Here is a 21,280-nt window from a genome sequence, read left to right as displayed (position 1 = left end):
CATTCAATCTACAAATAATATAACAACAATTATAAAAAACTTAATTTAGTATATTGACACTATACTGTTATGTCATTATATTGAGAAATGTAAGCGGTTTATTTACGTGACTTTGCCTAAAGAAGCAGATGAAATTGAAGAAAGGAGAAAAAACAGGGGGCCGGAGTGCAGCCAGAACGGACCGATCCACGGATCGCCTGCATTCCGAATGCAGTTGGTTACACCGTACTTTACTTTTACGCACGGGGCCGGGACATAACGGCGGGTACACGCACCGTTCCTGTCCGGATGCTGAATGAGGGAGGTATATGAAAAATGACGGTAAGCAAAAAGAAGCTTCGCGGCTGGGCCAAAGGCTATCTGTTTATTCTGCCTTCCATTATTGGCTTCAGCGTGTTTGTCGCCTATCCGCTGTTGTCGTCCATTTATTACGCCTTAACGGAATGGAGCGGCTACGATAAGCCTCGTTTTGTCGGCTTCGACAACTTTAAATACATGTTCACGGAGGACCCGGCCTTCTGGCCTTCGGTCCGGGCGACGCTGTATTTTGTCATCATGAGCGTTCCTTTATCGCTGATTCTGGGCCTTTTGCTGGCCATGCTGCTGAACAAAAGCCTGCCCGGCATCAAATGGTTCCGCACGATTTATTACCTGCCGACCGTCGTGCCGTCCATCGCGACACTCACGCTGTGGCTGTTTATCTATCAGCCCCAGTACGGGCTCGCCAACTCGCTGCTCAGGCTGCTCGGACTGCCCGAAGGCACCTGGCTGACGAGCGAAACGACCGCGCTTCCCTCCATCGTGCTGATCGGCCTGTGGCAGGTCGGATCCGGCGTCATCATTTTCTTGAGCGGTCTGCAGTCCGTTCCTCAGGAGCTGTACGAGGCGGCCGAAGTCGACGGAGCTGTCCGCTGGCGGATGGCCCTGCACATTACGATTCCTATGATTACTCCTATCCTGTTCCTTCAGCTCATACTCGGCATCATCGGCGCATTTCAGGCCTTCAACCAGGTACAGGTTCTGACCGGCGGCGGCCCGAACTTCTCCACATCCCTGCTCAACTTCAAAATTTACAACGACGCCTTTAACGGCCGCATGTTCGGCTATTCGATCGCGGAGGTCTGGGTGCTGTTCGTCATCATCATGATCTTCACCGCGCTGACTTACCGGTACTCGAACCGGTTCGTGTATTACGAAAGCGACAATTCGAAATAAGGAGGTTCCCTGCTGATGGTGATGCAAACGGAAGTACGGACAACAACACGCAAACCCAGACGGAAATTCAGCATTCTGGACACCATCCGGTTTATTATCCTGACCCTCGGTGCCATCGCCATGCTGTTTCCGCTGCTGTGGATGGTGACCATTGCCCTGAAGGGCAACAATGACGTGTTTAAAATCCCGCCCGAGTGGTTTCCCCGGGAGCTTCACTGGTCCAACTTCGTAACAGGAACGCGGGAGATCAACTTCTGGCAGACATTCGGCAACTCGATGTTCATCGCGGTGCTGTGCACGATCGGCCAGGTCGCCAGCTCCGTGCTGGTCGGCTACGGGCTTGCCCGATTAAGCTTTCCCGGCCGGAAGCTGTGGTTCTCGCTGTTCGTTGGCAGCCTGATGCTGCCGGGCTTTGTCGGCATGATCCCGCTCTTTAACCTCTACACGAGCCTGGGCTGGTATGACACCTGGCTGCCGATCATCGTGCCTGCTTTTTTCGGGAACGCGACATTTTCATTCCTGTACGTCCAGTATTTGAAGACAATTTCCGTTTCCTTTGACGAGGCGGCCAAAATCGACGGTGCTTCCGACTTCTACATTCTGATGAAGGTGCTCGTACCCATGACAACGCCGGTCATCATGACGATGGTCATCTTCTCTTTCCAGGGAGCATGGAACCAGTATCTCGAGCCGCTGATTTATATTATCGACCCGAGCAAATGGACGCTGTCCCTGGCGATGGCTTCCTACAAAGGTACTTATGCGACCGCCTGGAACCTGTTCATGGCCGCGGATCTCATTTACATTCTGCCGATGCTGCTCATCTTTTTCTTCGGCCAGAAGTTCTTCATGCAGGGGCTTGGCTCCGTCAATTCCGCTTCATTAAAATAAATCGGCCGCCCCGGGCGGATAGGAGGTGGTGCCTGCCGGCGGTGGGATCAAGGAAATGATATATCAGGTACAGGTGTCAAATGTATTCGAAATGAGATATCAGGGAGGTCTTTCTATGACAAAGGGTGCAAAAAAGTGGTTTAGCGGCATGCTCACGTTACTCCTGTTCTCCAGCCTGCTCGCCGCGTGCGGCGGTGGCGGGTCATCCGATTCCGCCGGCTCGGCGGGCACGTCCGATTCGGGTGGTACGTCCGGTTCGGAATCATCCGGCAAGAAGGTCGAAGTAACGATGATCACCTGGGAATCGAAAGAAATGAACGATAAAATCATGGCGGCCATGAAGCAGTTTGAGCAGGAAAACCCCGACATTACGGTGAAACTCATCCCTACCCCACTCGACAATTACGGCGTCAAGGTCAACGGGATGCTGACCGCCAAGAAGGCCCCGGACATTTTTATGACAGGCAACGATATGCTGCTGGACAACGCATCCAAGGGACTGCTGTACGACTGGACGTCCCAGGCGGAGCAGGACAAGGAATTCATGGACGGCTTCTACAAAGGCGTCGTGGACAGCTGGCATTATGACGGCAAGCTCGTCGGTCTGCCCGGCCTGCTGAATACGTATGGCATTTTCTATAATAAAAAAGCGTTCCAGGACGCCGGCCTGACCGAGCCGAAAATCGGCTGGACTTATAACGATCTGTTCACAGCCATGGAGAAGCTGTCCAGCAAGCAGGGCGGTGTGCAGCAGTTCGGCTACTACGCTCCGCTTGATCCGTTCTATCTGTCGCTCTATTCGGTCTCCTTGGGCGCCGCTCCGTTCGCCGACTCCATCCTCAATCCGACCAAAGTGGAGATCAGCGACAAGTTCGTGGAAGGCGTGGAGAAATACAAAACCGCTATTGCAAACGGTTACATGAATCCGCCGACCTTTGATTTGACCAACGTCATGAGCTCCTTTAAGCAGGGCAAGGTGCCGATGACGCTTCAAGGCCAGTGGGTTGCAGACGATTTGATCCGTACGGCGCCGAAAGATCTGCAGTGGGGCTTCGTGCCGATGCCGGTCGTGAACACCCAATCCGAGATTTACGACGCAGTGGGCTGGTGCAGCCCGACAACGGTCAAAAATCCGGAAGCCGTCTGGAAAGTGCTGAAATTCCTGGATTCCAAAATGTACGAAGAAGTGCTTCCGCAAACGCCGGTCGCTCCGGCAGCGTACCAGGCATCCTCTTCCGCTTACTTTGAAGCGCTGAAGACGGCGGGCCATGCCGATGTCGGCGAAGGCATCGACCACATTTTGAAATCGCCTGATACGCAGCCGGTCCGCTTCCTCTCGTCCTGGGCAGGCAAAGCGAATCCGTTCATCGAAGCTTCCTGGAAGAACGTCCTGATGGGCAAAGCGCCGATCAGCGAGCTGAACACGATGGCGGATAAGATCAACAAGGTCATTTCGGAAGCCAAGTAACAAGTCGCGGGATTAACGGTCCCCTCTGCCCTTCAGGCGTGTATACTCCTGTAAAACTCCTGCCTTTTATGAATCCGGATGCCGGATGCAGGCGGGGACCGTTCATATAATCCATCGTTGCAGTGTTCCACAACCACCATAAAGGAGGAGACTTTAATGACGAATAGCAAACGCCGCATGACCCGGCTGTTGAGCGTGCCGCTGGCGGCCGCCCTCACCCTCGGCTCCGTCACCGTCTGGGGACCGGGCACAACCTATGCGTTCAGCGCCGAGGACGGAGACACGGCCATCGAAGCGTTTAACGCCAAGTTCTGGGATCCGGCGGCCAATATGTTCTGGAGCAGCACCGACCACAAGGATCACCAGGGGTTCTGGGTGGAAGCCGAACTGTGGGAATTGGTGATGGACTCGTATCTCCATACGTCGGATCCCGAGCTGAAGGCGCAGCTGCGCAAGCAGATCGACGACGTGTATACCGGCACGGTAGCCAAATACGGCAGCAACTGGACGAACAACCCCTTCAACGACGACATTATGTGGTGGGCGATGGGCAGTGCGCGGGCGTATGAAATTACCGGCGACCAGAAGTATTTGGACGCGGCGAAGTACCATTTTGACTGGGTATTTAATACGCAGTGGGACGAAGACTTCGCCGGCGGCGGCATCTGGTGGCTGAACAGCGAGCATAACACCAAAAATGCCTGTATCAACTTCCCGGCGGCTGAGGCGGCGGTCTATCTGTACAACGTCACCAAGGATCAGCATTACCTGGACGCCGCGAAGCAAATTTTCAAATGGGGCAAAACGATGCTGACCGACGGCAACGGCAAAGTGTTCGACCGGATTGAAACGGAAAAAGGGCCGATTCCGGACGCCACGCACTACAATCAGGGTACATACATCGGAGCAGCGGTAGGCTTGTACCGCATTACCGGGGACACCTCCTATCTGGACGAAGCGGTCAAGGCGGCGGCTTTTACCAAAGATCATTTGGTCGATAACGGCGGCGTGCTGAACTTCGAGGGACCGAACGGTGATTTGAAGGGCGGCAAAACGATCCTGCTCCGCAACCTGTCCTTCCTGCAGAAGGCGCTGGACGAGCGGACCGAAAGCAAATACAAGGACTTCGGCGCGCAGTTTGACGCCTGGGTCTCCTTCAATGCCGAGCTCGCCTGGACGCATCGGAACGCCGACAATATCGTCGACGGCAACTGGGCGGGACAGCTGCTCTCCGGCACGTACGAATCCTGGTCATCCGCAGCAGCCGTGGAAGCGCTGAATGCGCTGAAGCCTCAGGATGCCGAGATTCATTATCCGGAAAAGGACCCGTACGGCAAAATCGAAGCCGAGCGTTACAACATCGGTCAAGGCTTCATCCTGGAGGGCGCGCTGGAAGGAACGCTGCAGCTGGGCGGCATCGAGGCGGGTGACTTTGCGGCCTATAAAAACGTCAACTTCGGCACATCCGGCGCCAAAGGATTAATCGCAAGAGCGGCCAGCGGAACCGGCGGCGGGAACATCGAAGTCCACCTGGATTCGCTTGACGGACCGAAAGTCGGAACGCTAAATGTCGAAGGCACTGGCGGATGGAACAACTATATCGATGCCGTCACCGTGCTCAAAGATGACCAGGGCAATCCGGTTACCATTACCGGCACGCATGACGTCTATCTCGTTTTCACCAAAACGAAAGACCAATACCTGTTCAACCTGAACTGGTTTAAATTCACCACCGGCGACCCGACCCGCACCGACGCTTACGCTAAGCTGAAAGGCGTTAACTATGACAGCAGCGAGGGCTTGAGTAAAGCGCAGGGCGGTTTCCTCGACGCGATCCACAACAACGCCTATGCCTCTTATAAAGGTATCGACTTCGGCTCCGGCGCCGCCGGCATAACGGCACATGTCGCCAGCGGCAATCAGGGCGGATCGATCGAGGTGAAGCTGGATTCCCTGAACGGCCCTACCGCAGGCATAGTGGAGATTCCGGCCCTCGGCGGCTGGGATCAATGGGTGGACATCATGGCGAACCTTGATGATAAACTCGCGGTTGGCGTGCATGACGTGTACCTCATTTTCCACGGAAAAGACGGCAGCGACTTCCCATGCAACCTGGACTGGTTCACCTTTACGACGATGAAGGGCACGGCGAGAGACGCTTACGCCAAGCTGGAAGCTGAAAACCGGACGAACGGCGTCGGTTTCGGCACGGAAAGCGGCGGCGGCCAGACCTATCTGGCCGGTATTTTCGGCCCGAACAACGGGTACGCCATGTACAACTACGTTGACTTCGGCAGCACAAGCCCGACGAAGTTCCACGTCAATGCGGCCAGCGACACGAGCGGCGGCACGGTCGAGGTGCGCATCGACAGCCTGAACGGTCCGGTCATCGCCAGCAACAAGGTCACCGGAACGGGCGGCTGGCAGAACTTCAAAGTGTTCTCGACCGATGTGACGACACCGGTGACCGGCAAACATATCGTGTTCCTGCTCTTTAAAGGCTCGGACTATCTGTACAATCTCGACAAATTCACCTTTGGCGACCCGTCCGTCTTTACGGCACCGAACCCGCCGACGGAACCGGTAGAAGACCATGTGCCGCCGGGCGACGTGGAGAACGTGCTCGTCAGCCGCGGTGACGGCCAGCTGACCCTGACCTGGGACGGCCCGTACGATTTGGACGCGGACAAAATACGGGTCACTGTGACGAGCGGCGGCCAGCAGGTCGGTGACGTGCTGGAAGTGAAGCGCGGCATTCAAAAGGCCGTCATCTTGGGCATGGAGGACGGCAAGGACTACAGCATCCTGCTCCAGGCTGTGGACAAATCGGGCAACGTGTCCAAAGGCGTCACGGTGGACAGCAAGGTTGAGCCAGCCTTCGCCCTGACGGTGAACGGTAATGTCGTGAAGGACGGCGATACGCTGGACGACAGCGCGGTGCTGTCCTTCCAGGCCGGCGGCGGCCTTGCCGCAGGTGGATCGGCCGTGCTGACGCTGGCCGGCAAGGAATACAAGGTCGATGCCCAGCAGGCTGGCGTTGACGTGGCCCTGGCCGGCCAGCTGGGCGACCAGACGGTCACCGTCGACGTGTACGGCGGCTCGGGGGAGCCGGCCCGGACGACGCTGCAGCTGCATGTAACGACCGGCCCGGCCTCCATCCAGCAGCTGATCGACCGCTACAGCGCCGCCGGCGACCTGGGCGGCGGGCTCGTGCCGCAGCTGACCAATGCGCTGAAGCAGGCGCAGCACCAATGGGACGGCGGCAAGCCGGACCAGGCCGTGAAACACCTGCAGGACTTCCTGAAGCATCTGGACAACAAGGGCCAAAGCGGCAACGTCAAGGATGACGCCAAAGCTGTGCTGACCGCGGATGTGAACGCGGTGATCGCGCAGTGGCAGGGCGCGGGAAAGTGATTTGCGCGTAGGGTGCGTGGCCGTGATCTGAGTGCGGGCGCCAGTTGCGCGGGGAAGTAAACGAGGGGCTGCCCTTTCACGGAATCATCCGTGAGGGCTGCCCCTTTGTGATTTTGGCTGGAGATTGAGGATTCAAGCCGACAGCTGCAAATCTGCATCATTTTCCTCGCCACACCCCCGCTTTCCGCCAAACTACTCCCCTCTTTCCCCCTCAAACAGCTCCGTATACTTCCCGTACCCTTCGCCTTCCAACTCCTCCCGCGGCACAAAGCGCAGCGCCGCTGAGTTGACCTGATAATGCTGCCCGGCAGGCGGCGGGCCGTCGTGAAACAGGTGGCCCAGGTACGAACCGGACAAGCGGCCGTACAGAGCGGTGCGTGCTTTACCACTGCGCAGGTCGGCCTTCCGGCGGAGGAAGCCTTCGTGGATCGGCCGCGTGAATGCCGGAAGGCCGGTCCCCGCATCGAACTGATCCCGCGAGCAGAACAGCGGATCGCCGTTCACAACGTCCACGTATATCCCTTCGTGCTCGTTATTCCAGTACGCATTCTCGTACGGCGGCTCATCCGCGCCGTGCTGCGTGACCTCATACTGAAGGCGGGTCAGCCTTTTGCGCAGCGCGGCATCATCCTGCTTTCTGCGCCAATACTTTTCGGCAAACGTTCCCCGTCCCGACCCTTCGTGGTAGAGGTTGTAGTCGTAGCGGTGCGTTTTATAGTAGTCCTGGTGCTCATCCTCAGCCAGATAGAACGGCCCCGCGGGCAAAATTTCGGTGACGATGTTCCCCCTAAACCGCCCGCTTGCAGCAAGCTCCTGTTTAGAAGCCTCCGCTTTGGCCCGCTGCTTCCCGCTATGTACAAAAATGGCCGTCCGGTAAGAGTTCCCCCGGTCCATAAACTGCCCGCCCGCATCGGTCGGATCGATCAGCTGCCAATAGATGTCCAGCAGACGCTCATACGGAAACACATCGGGGTCAAAAGCGATCTGAACCGCTTCATAGTGCCCCGTCGTTTCCGTCCCAACTTCTGCATAAGTCGGATGCTCCGTATGGCCCCCGGTATAACCGGACACGATCGAATGGATCCCCGGCAGCTCGTCAAACGGCTGCACCATGCACCAGAAGCACCCGCCCGCAAACGTGGCCAGTTCCCACCCCTGATGTTTGTCCTGCTCCATGCTTTCCTCCCCCTTCCTTTAAATGTAAACATACCACAGTTCCGCATACCTTGCCCGCCCGGCATGAACTGGCATCCTTGTCCGCAGACAAGCATACATTTTAGAAAGGCTTGACCAGCTTGTGACCACCACACTATTCTCCAAAGGATGATCGGGTTGAAAATACAGTTAATTCCCGGCCGTTACCGGCACCATCGGCACCTGTTTTACCGCCGCCTCGGCAGAAAAGTCTCCCTCATTACAGCGGGGGCGGTGCTTCAAGGCTTTGCGATGGCGGTTTTTTTATTCCCGCACAGCATCCCTTCCGGGGGAGGTGCCGGCATTGCCGTGCTGCTGAACCACGGGTTCGGCCTGCCCATGAGCCTCGGCTTCTGGGTTGCCAATTTCGCCTTTCTGATTTTTACTGCCCATCATTTGGGCATGTTCAGTGCCATTGGCACCATTTACGTGATCACGGCCACGTCCGTATCGGTCAATTTTTTTGAGGTATATGTCCGTCCGCCGCTGCTAAATGTGTGGCTCGATCTCTTGATCGGCTCCCTTATTCTTGGTACAGGCGTCGCCATGCTGATGAGGCAGCGGGTATCCAACGGAGGCATCGGCTATACCGCCTTGGTGATATATAAGTATAAAAAAATAAAACCCGGCACATCCCTTTTCTGGATGAACGGGGTTATCTTTATTCTGGCGGCCTATGTCGTCAACTGGAGAATCATCCTTTTTGCCATCGGGTGCCAAATGATCTCCACCCGGGTTATCAACTACATCCTCGGCCGCAAGCCGCAGCGGAGATGGACGGCCGGATTCGCCTGGCGCAGTAAAAAATAGCAGCTTGCTCCTGTTCAGCAGCTGTAATCCGCATGATCCATCTAATAGAACAAGCCGGATCAAGATCCGGCTTTTTGGCGTCCGCCGAACGGCCGAATGAGGCCCGCCGGCTTGTTGCGGTAAGCTTTGGCGCGTTTGCCGCCGGACGGCTTGCTTTCCCCGGAATCGACCCGGATCAGGAAAAGGGCCAGAAGCCCGATCACAAACGTCAGTCCGGCAATGGACAGAAACATGCCCGGCCGCGACCATCCCATCATCCACCCGAACAGCGGCGGACCGACCGCCACCCCGAAGAACCGTACCGACCCGTACAGGGAGGTCACAATGCCCCGTCTTTCCTTCCCGACCGCTCTCGTAATAAAGCTGTTGACGCAGGGCAGGATCAAGCCGGTTCCCAAACTGCTGACTGCCAGCACCGAGATAAACAGAGTCAAGTGCCCGATAAACGCCAGCGAGACATAAGCCATCGTCATCAGGGTAAATCCGATCACGATGAGCCGTTTCATCAGCTTTTTGTTTTCCCCGATTTGGCTGCCCGTCACATAGGATGTCGTGCACATGACCAGCAGAGGAATAGCCAGCACCAGCCCTTTGCCTGCCCCCATGATGTTGTGTTCCTTTTCCAGCATGTCGGACAGGTAGAAAAGGATCCCGAACAGCGCAAACAAACAGGTCGCGCCGGCCAAGTACGCGGGGATCAGCCATCGGCCCTCATGCTTGAACACACTGCCAAGACCGTGAATGTATTTCTTGAACGGCATCGGCTCTTTCTCTTTCTTTTTCTCCTTGATCAGGAGCCACGTGAGCGTGATCGAAATAATTACGACCGCCGGGAAGGTAAAAAACACACTGTACCATACAATCAGTGCCACCAGCGATCCGAGAATCGGCGAAATCACCTTGCCGAAACCGTTGGATGCCTCGACCAGGCCGAGCACTTTGCTCTCCTGGGATCCCTTGAACAAATCACCCGTGAGCGCCATGGCAATCGGGGCTGTCCCCGCCGCACCTATGCCTTGAAGCGTCCGTCCCACCATAATCCAGAGGAACGGCTTGGGAAACAGAGCTGCCGCAAATCCGGCCAGCAGCCCACCGATGCCGTACAGAATCAGCGCTGGCACAATGACGACTTTTCGGGAATAGCGGTCGGATAAATACCCCAGAATCGGTATAAAAAAAGCAGCAACCAAAGAGAACACGGTGATGGTCAGGCTCGTTTGAAACGATGAAATATGCAGCTTGGACTCCATTTGGGGCAGGATTGGAATCAGCATCGAATTGCCGAACGTCATGATAAAGGGAACCGAGCCAATGGCCGCGATCGTTTTCCCCGATGGACGTTCCTGCTGTTCTTCAGCCATCGCAGGATTGCTCCTTTCTTAGGAAAGTACAACCTTTTCTGCTTAGATTGTCCCTGGAAACGCCAAGTTATGCTCAATCCTGTTGCTTGGAGATTATTCAGAACGTATTCAGAGCCATGTGGTCTAATGGAGGTATCGCTTTAAACAGAGGCATAAGTATTGTTATCAATTAATGGATTTGCTTGGTGGTGAAAGAATGTTATCGAAAATACAGCAAGAAGCTTTAAAACAAGCCTGGAAGCATGGAGGTAAGCTCGTTCGTTGGAATGACGGAGGCTTTTGGACGTATGAGGGCGTACTGCCAAAGGCAAGAAGTGGCTCAACAAGGTTGCCTGACGTCGAATGGTGCTGTACGACAAATACGATTTTTGCGCTGGTCCGCCGCGGGTACATGGCCATGGATGATTGGCATACGTGTTCGGTCGTACAAGAAGAAACGTATGAGCAACCGGGTAAACTTGGAGCGTTAGAATAGATTCAGAATACATAAGTATATGCATCCGAGAAAACACGGGTCTGTTAGGGGAGAGAAAGCCGCTTGAAGGTAATTATCGTCGATGATGAGCATCTGGCATTATTAAAAATGGAAAAACTGCTTCAGACACAGACCGCTGTTCATGTTCCGTGGAATGTGATCGGGTCCTATATGAATCCGCACGATGCGCTGGCGGCATGCCGGATCGAGGTACCTGATGTGGCCTTTTTGGATATCGAATTGCCGGAGATGTCCGGCATGGAACTGGCTGAGCAGCTGCTCGCGATTCATCCGCAGATGCACATCGTTTTTGTGACTGCCTTTCAACAGTTTGCAGTTCACGCATTTCAGGTGAATGCCCTCGATTATTTATTGAAGCCCGTTCAACCTGCGAGATTGGCTGTCACGCTGAAACGAATCGCACAGTGCTTGAGCCTGAAGGCAGCGGGTTCCGGAACGATCCTGGTACCACTGGAACAAGCCATGTTGGCAAGTCGAACCAAATAAGCCAGGGAATGAAATGCTGAATACGATGAACAAATAACACAAAGCAGCCTGCTGAACAGGCTGCTTTGTGCTTTATTCTATGCTTTGAGAGGGCTCGAATTCCCGATGGTCCCCGGAGCCCTGGCTCGGAATCACGAAGGACATCACCGTCCCCTGCCCCAACTGGCTCTCGATCTGAAGTCCTCGGCCGTACCGCTGCAGAAGCCTCCGGTTCGTATTCTTCAGTCCAATGCCTCCGGATGACGGTTCGCTCGTGGAATGCGGTTGAAGCAGACTCTGTACTTCCTCGGGAGTCATACCCTTTCCGTTATCCCTGACTTCAAATCGCGTGCCATCATCTTCCCGGCGGATGATAATCTGCACGGTTCCGCCTTGTATCCGGCTCAGCAGCCCATGCTTAACTGCATTCTCGACCAGTGGCTGCACCGTGAGCGGCGGTATAAACAGCGATAATTGCGGATCGATATCCCAAATGACCGCCAGCCGCGGCCCGAAACGCGCCTTCTCGATGTATAAATATGCCCGGACAAGCTCGAGTTCATGGGAGAGCGGCACCGCTTCCTCCGAGTTAATAAAATCGATGCTGATCCGCAGATAGGAAGTAAAGGCATCAGCCAGCTCCCGCATTTGATCCAGGTCGATATCGCTTAAAGCCATAATCGAATTGATCGTATTAAACAGAAAATGAGGCTGAATCTGTGCCTGCAGATATGCCGCTTCAAGCCGGAGGCGCTCTTTTGCCGATTTTTTAAGCGTCGCCAAGGAACGTACCCGGTATTTCAGCTCAAGCGCATCCACCGGTTTCGCCACATAATCGTTGGCGCCGGCCATAAATCCGGCATAAATATCCTCCGGCCGGCTTCTTGCGGTCAGCAGCAGAATCGGCAGCTCGAAGCTGTTGTACCGTTCGCGGACGATTCGCGTCAGCTCATAACCCGACGTATGCGGCATCATGACATCCGAAATGAGCAGGTCCCAGGTCGAGGACGAGAGCTGCTGCAGCGCTTCCTTCGCCGATAAAGCGGTTTGAATCTCATACGGCTCCTCCGCAAAAATGCCTGCGAGCACCCTCAGGTTTACCGGATCGTCCTCGACGACTAAAATTTTGATTCCAGCGGATATCGATTCGTCCAGCGATCCACCGGCATGGCCAGTATAAACCGTCTCCATGGAGACTGCCGCTTCTGTGATGTGCAGGGCATCCGATGGGGCATCCTCCAGATCCGGCTCCGGCTCGGTGCGGCCTCCTTCGGAATTCTCATTCTCTAGATCCGCCTGCAGCCAACCTTCAGCCTTAGGAAGCGTGAAGCTGAACACCGCTCCTTGTCCAGGGGCCGATTCGGCGGTCAACCTCCCACCGTGCAGCTCGACCAGCTGCTTGCAGATGCTGAGGCCAAGCCCGATCCCCCCATGATCGTCTTCATCCTCAGCCTGCTCATAGGGAAGAAAAATCCGTTCCAATGCGCTCTGTTCCAGCCCTCGACCCGAATCGGCCACCTGAATGACAACCGCCTCTTCCTTGGCCTCGGCCGAAATTTCGATGACGCCTTCATCCGTAAATTTGATCGCGTTGTGCAGCAGGTTGAACACAATTTGGGTCAGCCTTTGTTCATCCGCATCAACCGGAGGAAGCTTGTCCGGTATCGACAGGACCACTTGAACGGGTTTCCCTTCCGTCATATGAGCCAGCATGCTGACCACGCCGGACACGACCGATTCAACCTGCAGGGCTTCCCGATGCAGCACGATCCGCTGGTCCTTCAGCATGACGGCGTCAAGGAGGTCATTCAGCAGCTGCGACATCCGGCGGCTGATGGTGACGAGCAGCTCCATATTTTGCTGGCTTGCTTCCGACATGGATCGTCCCTCGCGGGAAAGGACCGATTGCGCAATGTTGATGATCCCGTGCAAAGGTGTCCTCAGCTCATGGGAAGTGTTCGCCAAAAATTGATCCTTCCGTTCGTCCGCCCGGCGAAGCTCGGCGTTCAGCCTGGCATTTTCCGCCGCATTCCGGAAATACCGCTTAAACCAGTACACCGAGAAGCCGACAACCCCAGCCACGATATCGACCGGATAATAAATCGGGGTGAAATTCCAGTCGAAATTGACAAAGCCCCATACGATATTGGAAATGACGCTTGTTGCCGCCAGCAGAATGATAAAGGCATCCTTCCGCTTTTGATACACCATCTTGCCGATGAGCCCAAAGAACCAGATGCTCGGAATCAGGTATAACCAACCGAAGACATGATGGGTCCTTGTGATATGAACCAGATTGGCGGGGGCTGCAAGTACAAAGATCCAGTACAGCGCAGAGGCGACCAAATACGTAAGGAATACCGGCCCACGCCGGACTTGCCCGGTAAAACCCCTGCCCATCAGCAGCATGCAGAACGGAACGCCCAAATACGACAAAATCCGAATTTTCAGCATCCAGGTATAATTCAGGGGGAACCAGCTCATTAACACATACTCGTGGTCCGAAACCACTGTTAATCCCGCAAAAATGAGCAGGAACACAAAAGCAAGCAGCAGCTTCTCCCGCGGGTTGATCAAGAACATAATACCGGCATACAGGGCATGAAGAAGCAGGATCGTAAACACGATCACCTGAAAAACAATCGAATACCACCACTCAAAATCTATCGCCGCCTGCGTCCCGAACCGCATGGATTCGATGATGCCCCCGCTCGTGGGATCATGATAATTCGCCGATTGCACGAAAATCTCAATCACGTTCTGCTCGTTCGGAGCAGCGTTTTTGGCGAAAGACTGGATGACCGGAATATACTCTTTAGCACTCGCCGCCGGTTTGCCGGCCTCGCCGACGATGTTCCCGTTGACGATCACAACGGATGAAGCTTTAATTTCTTTAATCCATAATTTATAATGCTCGTCCGGCTCCTTATCGACTAGAATCCGGAGCCTGTAGGTCCCGTACCCGAACGACGAACCGCCCTTGTCCTGCCAAGCCGAACTCCAATCTCCGGGAACATGGATCATACGCCTATCCTGATCAGCTTCGTCTGCCTGGCGGCTGTTCGAGATCAACCGATCCGGATAAAACTCCCAATCCCCGTCCAACAAGAGGGAATGCCTGTCTTCCATAGGATGCCCACGCAGATCAAGAGTGCCCTGCACAACCTTGGGCTGCTCAGCCGTACCAAACGTATCCCACCAGAACCATCTTGCCCCCAGCATGAGAACTAAATATGTAATGAATATGATGATTTTCTTAACCAAATTCTCCTGAGCCTCGCTTCACTTGAAGTCGTCCATATTCATAGTAACGGAAACAGCCGCATCCCGCTATTGCAATCTTGGAGCGCCGGAAAAAGAGGCTGGAAAGTAAGAGGCGTCAGCAACAAAAAAGACGGCTTCCTGTAACAGAAGCCGTCTCATATTGGAACCTGCTATATCTTCAATCCAAACGGTACAGCAGCCAAAACTGTGCGGTTCCGCCGGGAATGTCCTGCCACGTTCCTACATCCGTACCGCTATTAATGCTTGCCCCGTTGACGTCAAGCGCTTTTCCCGTCTGCACATTAAACCATTTGCAGTAACCGTTGCCGGTATCCACGAGTTTCCACTTTTGCGTATCCAAGCCTTGATACTCCGCTAAACCCGCTCTCCCCCAAGCGGCCGCAGGATCGATCACGGTCAAGGCTTTGCCGGACTCTGGATTCACGAATGAATAGGTTCCGTCCTCATTTAGGGTAACCTTCCAGCGCTGCGCCGCCCCTCCGTCGGAATCGTCCTGCATCTGGGTCCATGTCACATCCGCTGGATTAGAGTCGGCCACACTGAGAGCTTTGCCGCCATTCGGGTTAATCAGTTTATACTCAGCACCTGGCTTAATCGAGAATGTGTTGCTGCCAGCAAGTTCAATATAGTCGATGTCGATGGCATGTTTGCTTTTCGCAAATTCGATGACATTGTCGTAGCCTTTCTTCAACTCGACTTGGATCGAAGCCGTTGCATACTGCTTGCTTCCCGTATGAGGCAATGCCACCGTCACGGCCGGATGACCGTTCACCGACACCTGTTCCGATGCATCGGGACCTGCGGTGTTTGAATACCTAATGTTTAAGGTATAGCTCCCTTCTTCGGGCACAATGACATCCTTGATCGGTAAGGAGCTGTTCGTGTTATTGAGCCGCACGACTTTGCCGCCGGACGCGCCTGCCTCCTCCTTAATTAACGCTTTCGTCGGTGTTCCATGCTCCGCTTCAATCCGATAATCGCCGGACGGAACAGCAAGCGGACCGTTGGTCGGAACTCCGAAATTCGGGGAACCGTCGTTATTCCAGGTAAAAGGCTGTACTCTGGTCGGCCGGGCGCCGCAGCCTTGCCCGGGTCCGCTGTTGCCGTGGTACACGATCAAATCTTGCGTCCCGTCCTTGGATGGGACAAAGGAGTTATGTCCCGGAGCGTAGACGCCATTGGCGGCAGACTTGGCGAAAACCGGCTGGTCGCTCTTCGTCCATGACGCAGGATTCAGCAAGTCGCTTGCAGCATCCGCGCTCAGGATACCCAGCGAGTAGTCATCCTCCCAGCAAGCGCTTGCAGAAAAGACAAGGTATATTTTCCCCTGGTTTTTTAAGATGACAGCGCCTTCATTTACTGGCATGCCTTTCATTTCCCAGTCGTATTCGGGCTTGGTCAGAATACTGCTGTCTCCGTCCAGCGTCCACGGATTCGACATCGGTGCGATGGCGATCGCGCTGCCGTGGCTGCCCGACCAATCCCCATATGCCGCATACAAAAAGTACAGCCGGCCATTATGGTCGAATACGGTGCCGTCTAGTCCCGCATACTGTGTATTCAGCTTGCCTTTGTCCGTCCAGCTGCCCTGTAAAGGATCCGGAGAATCGTTCTCCAGGACGTATACGCCCCGGCAGTCATCGCCGCAGCCGGTATTCGCCGTATAGTAGATATACCATTTGCCGTCGATATTGTGGATCTCAGGCGCCCAAATATCCTTCAAGTTGGAAGGGGGCGTCCATACCGTCTTTCGTTCTCCCAGATCGATCGCGGTCAGTGATCTGGATTTCCAAATGTCCAGCCTGTTGCCTAACGTGCGTGTAAAGTAATAGTACCCATCCGAATGCAGCATCACGTATGGATCTGCTCCCGCCGTATTGATCGGGTTTGAATAGTTCATCGTTGATGCAGCTGACGTGGGGTAAGCCCCAAAAGAAGTCCATGTCAGCATAAAGAGAAGAATGAGCGATGTGCATTTAAAACCGATTCTTCTGACAGCATTCATTGTTCTGGCACCTCCGGTATGTATATATTTTGTTGATCGCGATCACGCAAAAACCATTATAGGCCAGGATACACATGTAAAGTTCCGGAAAGCGGCATATTTCTGCCGGACAAATAAACATAAGATAAACCGGATTCGACGGTCGAAAGCAAGAAAAACGTGCATCGACGTACATTTCTAGAAGACAGACTGTGCACAGCTGCCCCAAAAACCAAAGGCCGGCTCAGGAATGAGCCGGCCAACGAAATGAGTCCTTTTTAACGTTAACGTTCGGATTAAATTCAACCTATGATGACGTCCAGATTATTCATTAAATCTATTTGGCCCGCTTGATGTCAAAAAAGTCGATCTCCCCGTAGCCTGCACCCTTGGTGAAGCGGATCGTGTTGGTGCCTGCATGGAGCTGAATGCGCGCCGTGGACAATCCCCAGTTCTCCCAGCCTTTATTCGTGATGTAAAAGGGGCTCGGCATGCCCGAATTAACGGCCAGCTGAAGATGGGACCAGTCCCCGCCGGCCGTTCCGTTCGCGGTTCGCGCCAGCAATATATATTCGCCGGCTTTCGGCACCTTCACGGCATATTCCACGTAGCTGTCCGGCGTATCGATATGTCCGGCCTTCATGCCGCCCGACCCGTTTGGACTTTGCGAAGCGTACGCTGCTCCGCCGAACGTTCCTGTTTCCCCTTCGACGCGGATATGCGGCGTTTCACCGGAAGGCAGCGGAATCGGAACATTGGGATCGGCCGGTACGCCCAGATTGGGCGTATGGTCGGCATTCCACGTAAATTTCTGCATGCGGATCTCCCGGTTCCATCCGGCACCGTCGAATTTGGCCGTATGGTACACGATCCAGTCTTCGGTTCCGTCAGGCGATTGGGTAAACGAATGATGTCCCGGGCCATATAGCCCGTTTCCAGACGCGAAGATCGGCTGGCTGCGTTTCGTCCAGGAGGCCGGATTCAGCAAATCGCTGGAAACGCTGGCTGTGATGAGCCCAAGGCAGTAATCGTTCGTCCAGCTTCCGCTCGCCGAGTACACCAGGCTGATGACGCCGTCCCGCACAACAACCTGCGGGCCCTCGTTGACATTAGGCGAGTGGTTGGTCTCCCACGGATAGGTCGGCCTGGAAATTTCAACGCGGCTCGAGTCGATCGTCCAAGGATTGCTCATATGGGCGATGTACAGGTTCTGACTTACGTTGACATCCCCCTCCCAGCCCGACCAAATAAAGTAGAGCTGTCCGCCCGCCTGCAGCACGGTACCGTCGATAGCCCATTTATTCGTCAGGTCGGTGATCTGTCCCTTGTCCTGCCAGGTTCCCTGCGTCGGGTCCGCCGACGTATTTTCCATCACGTACATGCGGTGATTCGCGTTGTCGCCGTCATCCTTGGCGTAATAGATGTACCAGGCCCCGTCAATATAATGGAGCTCGGGAGCCCATATATTGCAGCAGCCTGTCTCGACGACTCGGGTCGGGGCCGCGTCGATCGTCGTCAGCTCGGCCGATTTCCAGATCGTTACGTTGCCGCCTGTCGTTTTCGTGAAATAGTAATAACCGTCCGTATGTTTGTAAACCCAGGGGTCCGCTCCATCCTGCATGACGACGTTATAAACATTGTTCCGGCTGGAAGCCGCGTCCGTGACCTGCCCCATGGGGACGAGCAGCAGCATGCATAACGCAAGCAGCAGCGGATTACGCACTATAGCCTTCATGTACAGGCATCCTCCTCTTCGGGAATATAAACTCGTACCGTCACCTTCACCTAAACCTTAATCTTCAATGGCCGCTTTGCGGGAATTGATGCGGCGAATCACTTCCGGATCAAACTTCTGACGTCTGTCGTAGGTGTACAGCCCGTTTACTTCCTGTTCCACGTCATACAGCTGGGTATAACAAAATCCGAACATCATCGGGTGCTCCAGCAGAGCGCTCGTCAGCCCTTCGTACCGCTGGAGAAACGCCTCCTCGGATGTCGGCCGGTCGCCGTAGCCCCAAGCCTTGTCGTCCTTCTGGTCGGGGTTCCACCAGATGCCGCCGTATTCGCTGATAAAATAAGGCTGCCCGCCGTACGTCTGCCGGTTCGGAAACGTGTTATACACCTCGCCGCCCGTTTTCATCGGCTCGTATCTGGCCCGGAACGTCTCCGGATTTTGATCATAATCGTGCAGGTCGAAAATATCCGTCACGACATGGAAGTTGCCGCTGGTATCGATCACCGGGCGCGTCGGATCCAGCCGTTTCGTCGTCTCGTACACGATGCGCAGCACTTCGTTATCCTGCTTGGCGCCGTCCCTGTCCCACGTCTCATTGAACGGGCACCAGCCGATGATCGCCGGATGATTGTAATCCCGCTCCACACCTTCCAGCCATTCTGGCAAAAACCGCGACAAGCTTGCGGGAGTGGTAATGTCCAGCCCCCAGTTGGCATGCTCTCCCCAGACGAGGTACCCCAGCCGGTCGGCCCAATACAAGAAGCGCGGTTCGAATATTTTCTCATGTAGTCTGGCCCCGTTGAATCCGAGCCCCAGCGAAATCTCAATATCCTTCCGCAGATCCTCGTCCGTAGGTGCGGTATAGATGCCGTCCGGGTAAAATCCTTGATCCAGCACGAGCCGCTGGAACACCGACTTTTCGTTGATCCGGAACGCCATGCCGTCCAGCCGCACCGTCCGCAGGCCGAAATACGAATCAACCGCATCGGCGTCCGTCAGGTCCGGCCGACCGAGCGACAGCTTCAGGTCATACAGCCGGCCGTGGCCCGCCTCCCACAAATGGACTTCCGATACAGGCACGGTCACCTTGACGCATGGCCCTTGCACCACAGCCGTAGCCTCACCGACCTCCTTTCCTTCATAGAAGGCGGACGCCTTCAGCTGCGCTCCAGCGGTATTTCCGCTGACCTTCACTTCCAGGTGCACGCATCCATTCGCCGGATCCGCCACCACTTTCATGTCCGCGAGATACGTTTCAGGGACCTGCTCCAGCCATACGGTCTGCCAAATGCCCGTCGTGCGCGTGTAGTCGCAGCCATGCGAGTGGAAGCGTTCACTTTGCTTGCCGCGCGGCTGGCTACCCGAGCGAACGTCATCCTCCGCATAGACGGTCACCACGTTGGCGCCTTCCTTGACATGCGGGGTAATATCGAAGCTGAACGAAGAGTACCCGCCGCGATGCGTGCCGACGGAGGTTCCGTTCACCCACACCTCGGTTTCGTAGTCGACCGCGCCGAAATGAAGCAGGATTCTGCCGCCGTTCCAATCTTTCGGCAAGGTGAATTCCCGCTTATACCACACGGCGGCCATGAAGTCCTTATATTCTACGCCGGACAGCTTGCTTTCCGGACAAAACGGAACGGTGATCGTTCCTTCGAGCGCATGCTCCGGCTGGTGGTAGCCGCGCTCCTTCCCGCTCTTGCCGTGATCGATTTCGAACTGCCAAGGGCCGTTCAAATTCAGCCAGCGGTCCCGCACCCATTGCGGACGCGGGTATTCGGGACGGGGGATGCTGAGGTTGGATTCCATAGAATAGCTCCTTTTCGGGTTGATTTTAGTTAACTAATTAGTTAATGATTAATCCTAAAATACTCACATAGATAGTAAAATACCCGTGATATTTAGTCAATGATTTTCTTGTTTAGTTAACCTTTTGGTTATACAATGGATAGACAACACCTATCAGACCGAATCGGAGGCATCTATGGAAATCAAGGTAAGCCACGAAAATCTGCCGTTATTCGTTGCGCTGGCGTCGGATACGCGCATTCGGATGGTCGAAATGCTCAGCAAAGAAAACCTCAATATTAGGGAAATGGCGCAAAGGCTGAATCTCTCCTCCGCCATCGTCACCAAGCATGTTCAGCAGCTGGAAGAAGCGGGCATTCTCCGTACAGAGGTGACTGCGGGCAAGCGCGGTATGCAGAAGCAGTGCTCTCTTCGTCTGGAGCAAGCATCGCTGGTGTTCAAAACGGACGAAGTCCTGCCGTCCGAGCCGCATCAAGACGGCTATGACGTCGACATTCCCGTCGGCCAGTACTCCAGCTGCCAAGTCAAGCCCACTTGCGGACTGGCTTCCGAAACCAAGCTGATCGGCATGCGCGACGACCCGCGGTATTTCGCCGAGCCGGAGCATGTCAAAGCTCAGCATATTTGGTTTGCCGCCGGCTATGTCGAATACCGCATTCCGAACTACGTCTCCGGCAAAACCAGCATCAGCGAGCTTCGCATCTCCCTGGAGATCGGATCGGAGGCGCCCGGCTACGCCGAAGATTGGCCGTCGGACATTACGTTTCTGCTCAATGACGTTCCCGTGTGCGTCTGGACCTCTCCGGGCGACTTCGGCAGCGTACGCGGAAAGCTGAACCCTTCGTGGTGGGATCCCGGAAGCTCCCAGCACGGCCTGCTGAAAACGCTGCTGGTGACCTCTTCCGGCACGTATATGGACGGCGTGCGGATGTCGGATGTATCGATACAGGATATTCCGATCCTGCCCAAAGAAGAAATCCGATTCCGGATTCTGTCGCCGGAGGATGCGCGGAACGCCGGCGGCGTCAGCTTGTTCGGCAGGCACTTCGGCAATTACGGGCAGGACATTCAAGTCCGAATCCGCTACTAAGCCAAAGGCTCAGGCCAAACGGTTATGTTTGCAAGAACATGCCGCTTAGTCTGAGCCTTTTTC

At 55.0% G+C, this 21,280-nt stretch carries 13 protein-coding genes; 7 read left to right on the top strand and 6 right to left on the bottom strand.

Features of this window, described 5'->3' with window-relative positions:
* Positions 1-315: 315 nt before the first annotated feature.
* From C7820_RS27795 to C7820_RS27780, 4 genes are all read left to right on the top strand, one after another.
* Positions 316-1,215: a carbohydrate ABC transporter permease gene (locus C7820_RS27795; RefSeq protein ID WP_076173809.1), complete on the top strand. Its 900-nt coding sequence runs from the start codon at positions 316-318 to the stop codon at positions 1,213-1,215.
* A 15-nt stretch (positions 1,216-1,230) separates the two neighbouring features.
* Positions 1,231-2,106: a carbohydrate ABC transporter permease gene (locus tag C7820_RS27790; protein ID WP_116233782.1), complete on the top strand. Its 876-nt coding sequence runs from the start codon at positions 1,231-1,233 to the stop codon at positions 2,104-2,106.
* 115 nt (positions 2,107-2,221) lie between these two features.
* The gene (locus tag C7820_RS27785) at positions 2,222-3,574 is read left to right on the top strand and encodes an ABC transporter substrate-binding protein (RefSeq protein ID WP_116233781.1); all 1,353 of its coding nucleotides are present in this window, start codon (positions 2,222-2,224) and stop codon (positions 3,572-3,574) included.
* 156 nt (positions 3,575-3,730) lie between these two features.
* Complete coding sequence (locus tag C7820_RS27780; protein WP_116233780.1) at positions 3,731-6,988, top strand: carbohydrate-binding protein; 3,258 nt, start codon at positions 3,731-3,733, stop codon at positions 6,986-6,988.
* A gap of 192 nt (positions 6,989-7,180) precedes the next feature.
* On the opposite strand, the gene msrA is transcribed toward C7820_RS27780, so the two are convergent.
* Positions 7,181-8,164, bottom strand: coding sequence for a peptide-methionine (S)-S-oxide reductase MsrA (msrA, locus tag C7820_RS27775; RefSeq protein ID WP_116233779.1), 984 nt, complete (start codon positions 8,162-8,164; stop codon positions 7,181-7,183).
* A gap of 156 nt (positions 8,165-8,320) precedes the next feature.
* Between msrA and C7820_RS27770 the strand changes: the two genes are divergently transcribed.
* On the top strand, positions 8,321-8,992 hold the full coding sequence (locus C7820_RS27770; RefSeq protein ID WP_258875479.1) for a YitT family protein: 672 nt from the start codon (positions 8,321-8,323) through the stop codon (positions 8,990-8,992).
* A gap of 59 nt (positions 8,993-9,051) precedes the next feature.
* On the opposite strand, the gene C7820_RS27765 is transcribed toward C7820_RS27770, so the two are convergent.
* Complete coding sequence (locus C7820_RS27765; RefSeq protein WP_116233777.1) at positions 9,052-10,353, bottom strand: MFS transporter; 1,302 nt, start codon at positions 10,351-10,353, stop codon at positions 9,052-9,054.
* A 538-nt stretch (positions 10,354-10,891) separates the two neighbouring features.
* On the opposite strand from C7820_RS27765, the gene C7820_RS27755 reads away from it, so the two are divergent.
* The gene (locus C7820_RS27755; RefSeq protein WP_116233775.1) at positions 10,892-11,335 is read left to right on the top strand and encodes a LytR/AlgR family response regulator transcription factor; all 444 of its coding nucleotides are present in this window, start codon (positions 10,892-10,894) and stop codon (positions 11,333-11,335) included.
* A 72-nt stretch (positions 11,336-11,407) separates the two neighbouring features.
* Here the strand turns inward: C7820_RS27755 and C7820_RS27750 are convergent, their stop codons facing one another.
* The 4 genes from C7820_RS27750 to C7820_RS27735 all read right to left on the bottom strand — a co-directional run bounded on the left by C7820_RS27750 (position 11,408) and on the right by C7820_RS27735 (position 20,127).
* Positions 11,408-14,578, bottom strand: a complete 3,171-nt coding sequence (locus tag C7820_RS27750; protein WP_309545789.1) for an ATP-binding protein — start codon at positions 14,576-14,578, stop codon at positions 11,408-11,410.
* 178 nt (positions 14,579-14,756) lie between these two features.
* Positions 14,757-16,604 (bottom strand): family 43 glycosylhydrolase, encoded by a 1,848-nt coding sequence (locus C7820_RS27745; RefSeq protein WP_116233774.1) that lies wholly within the window; start codon positions 16,602-16,604, stop codon positions 14,757-14,759.
* Between the two features lie 316 nt (positions 16,605-16,920).
* Positions 16,921-18,318: a family 43 glycosylhydrolase gene (locus C7820_RS27740; protein ID WP_116233773.1), complete on the bottom strand. Its 1,398-nt coding sequence runs from the start codon at positions 18,316-18,318 to the stop codon at positions 16,921-16,923.
* Positions 18,319-18,375: 57 nt separating this feature from the next.
* Positions 18,376-20,127 (bottom strand): glycoside hydrolase family 2 protein, encoded by a 1,752-nt coding sequence (locus C7820_RS27735; protein ID WP_116233772.1) that lies wholly within the window; start codon positions 20,125-20,127, stop codon positions 18,376-18,378.
* A 175-nt stretch (positions 20,128-20,302) separates the two neighbouring features.
* Between C7820_RS27735 and C7820_RS27730 the strand changes: the two genes are divergently transcribed.
* A complete protein-coding gene (locus C7820_RS27730) occupies positions 20,303-21,217 on the top strand; it encodes an ArsR/SmtB family transcription factor (RefSeq protein ID WP_116233771.1) in 915 nt (304 codons plus the stop codon).
* Positions 21,218-21,280: the final 63 nt, after the last annotated feature.

This window comes from Paenibacillus sp. VMFN-D1, from assembly GCF_003386155.1.
Taxonomy (GTDB): Bacteria; Bacillota; Bacilli; order Paenibacillales; family Paenibacillaceae; genus Paenibacillus_AQ; species Paenibacillus_AQ favisporus.
Note: the sequence above shows the minus strand (reverse complement) of the source record. Positions and strands in the feature narration are given on the sequence as shown.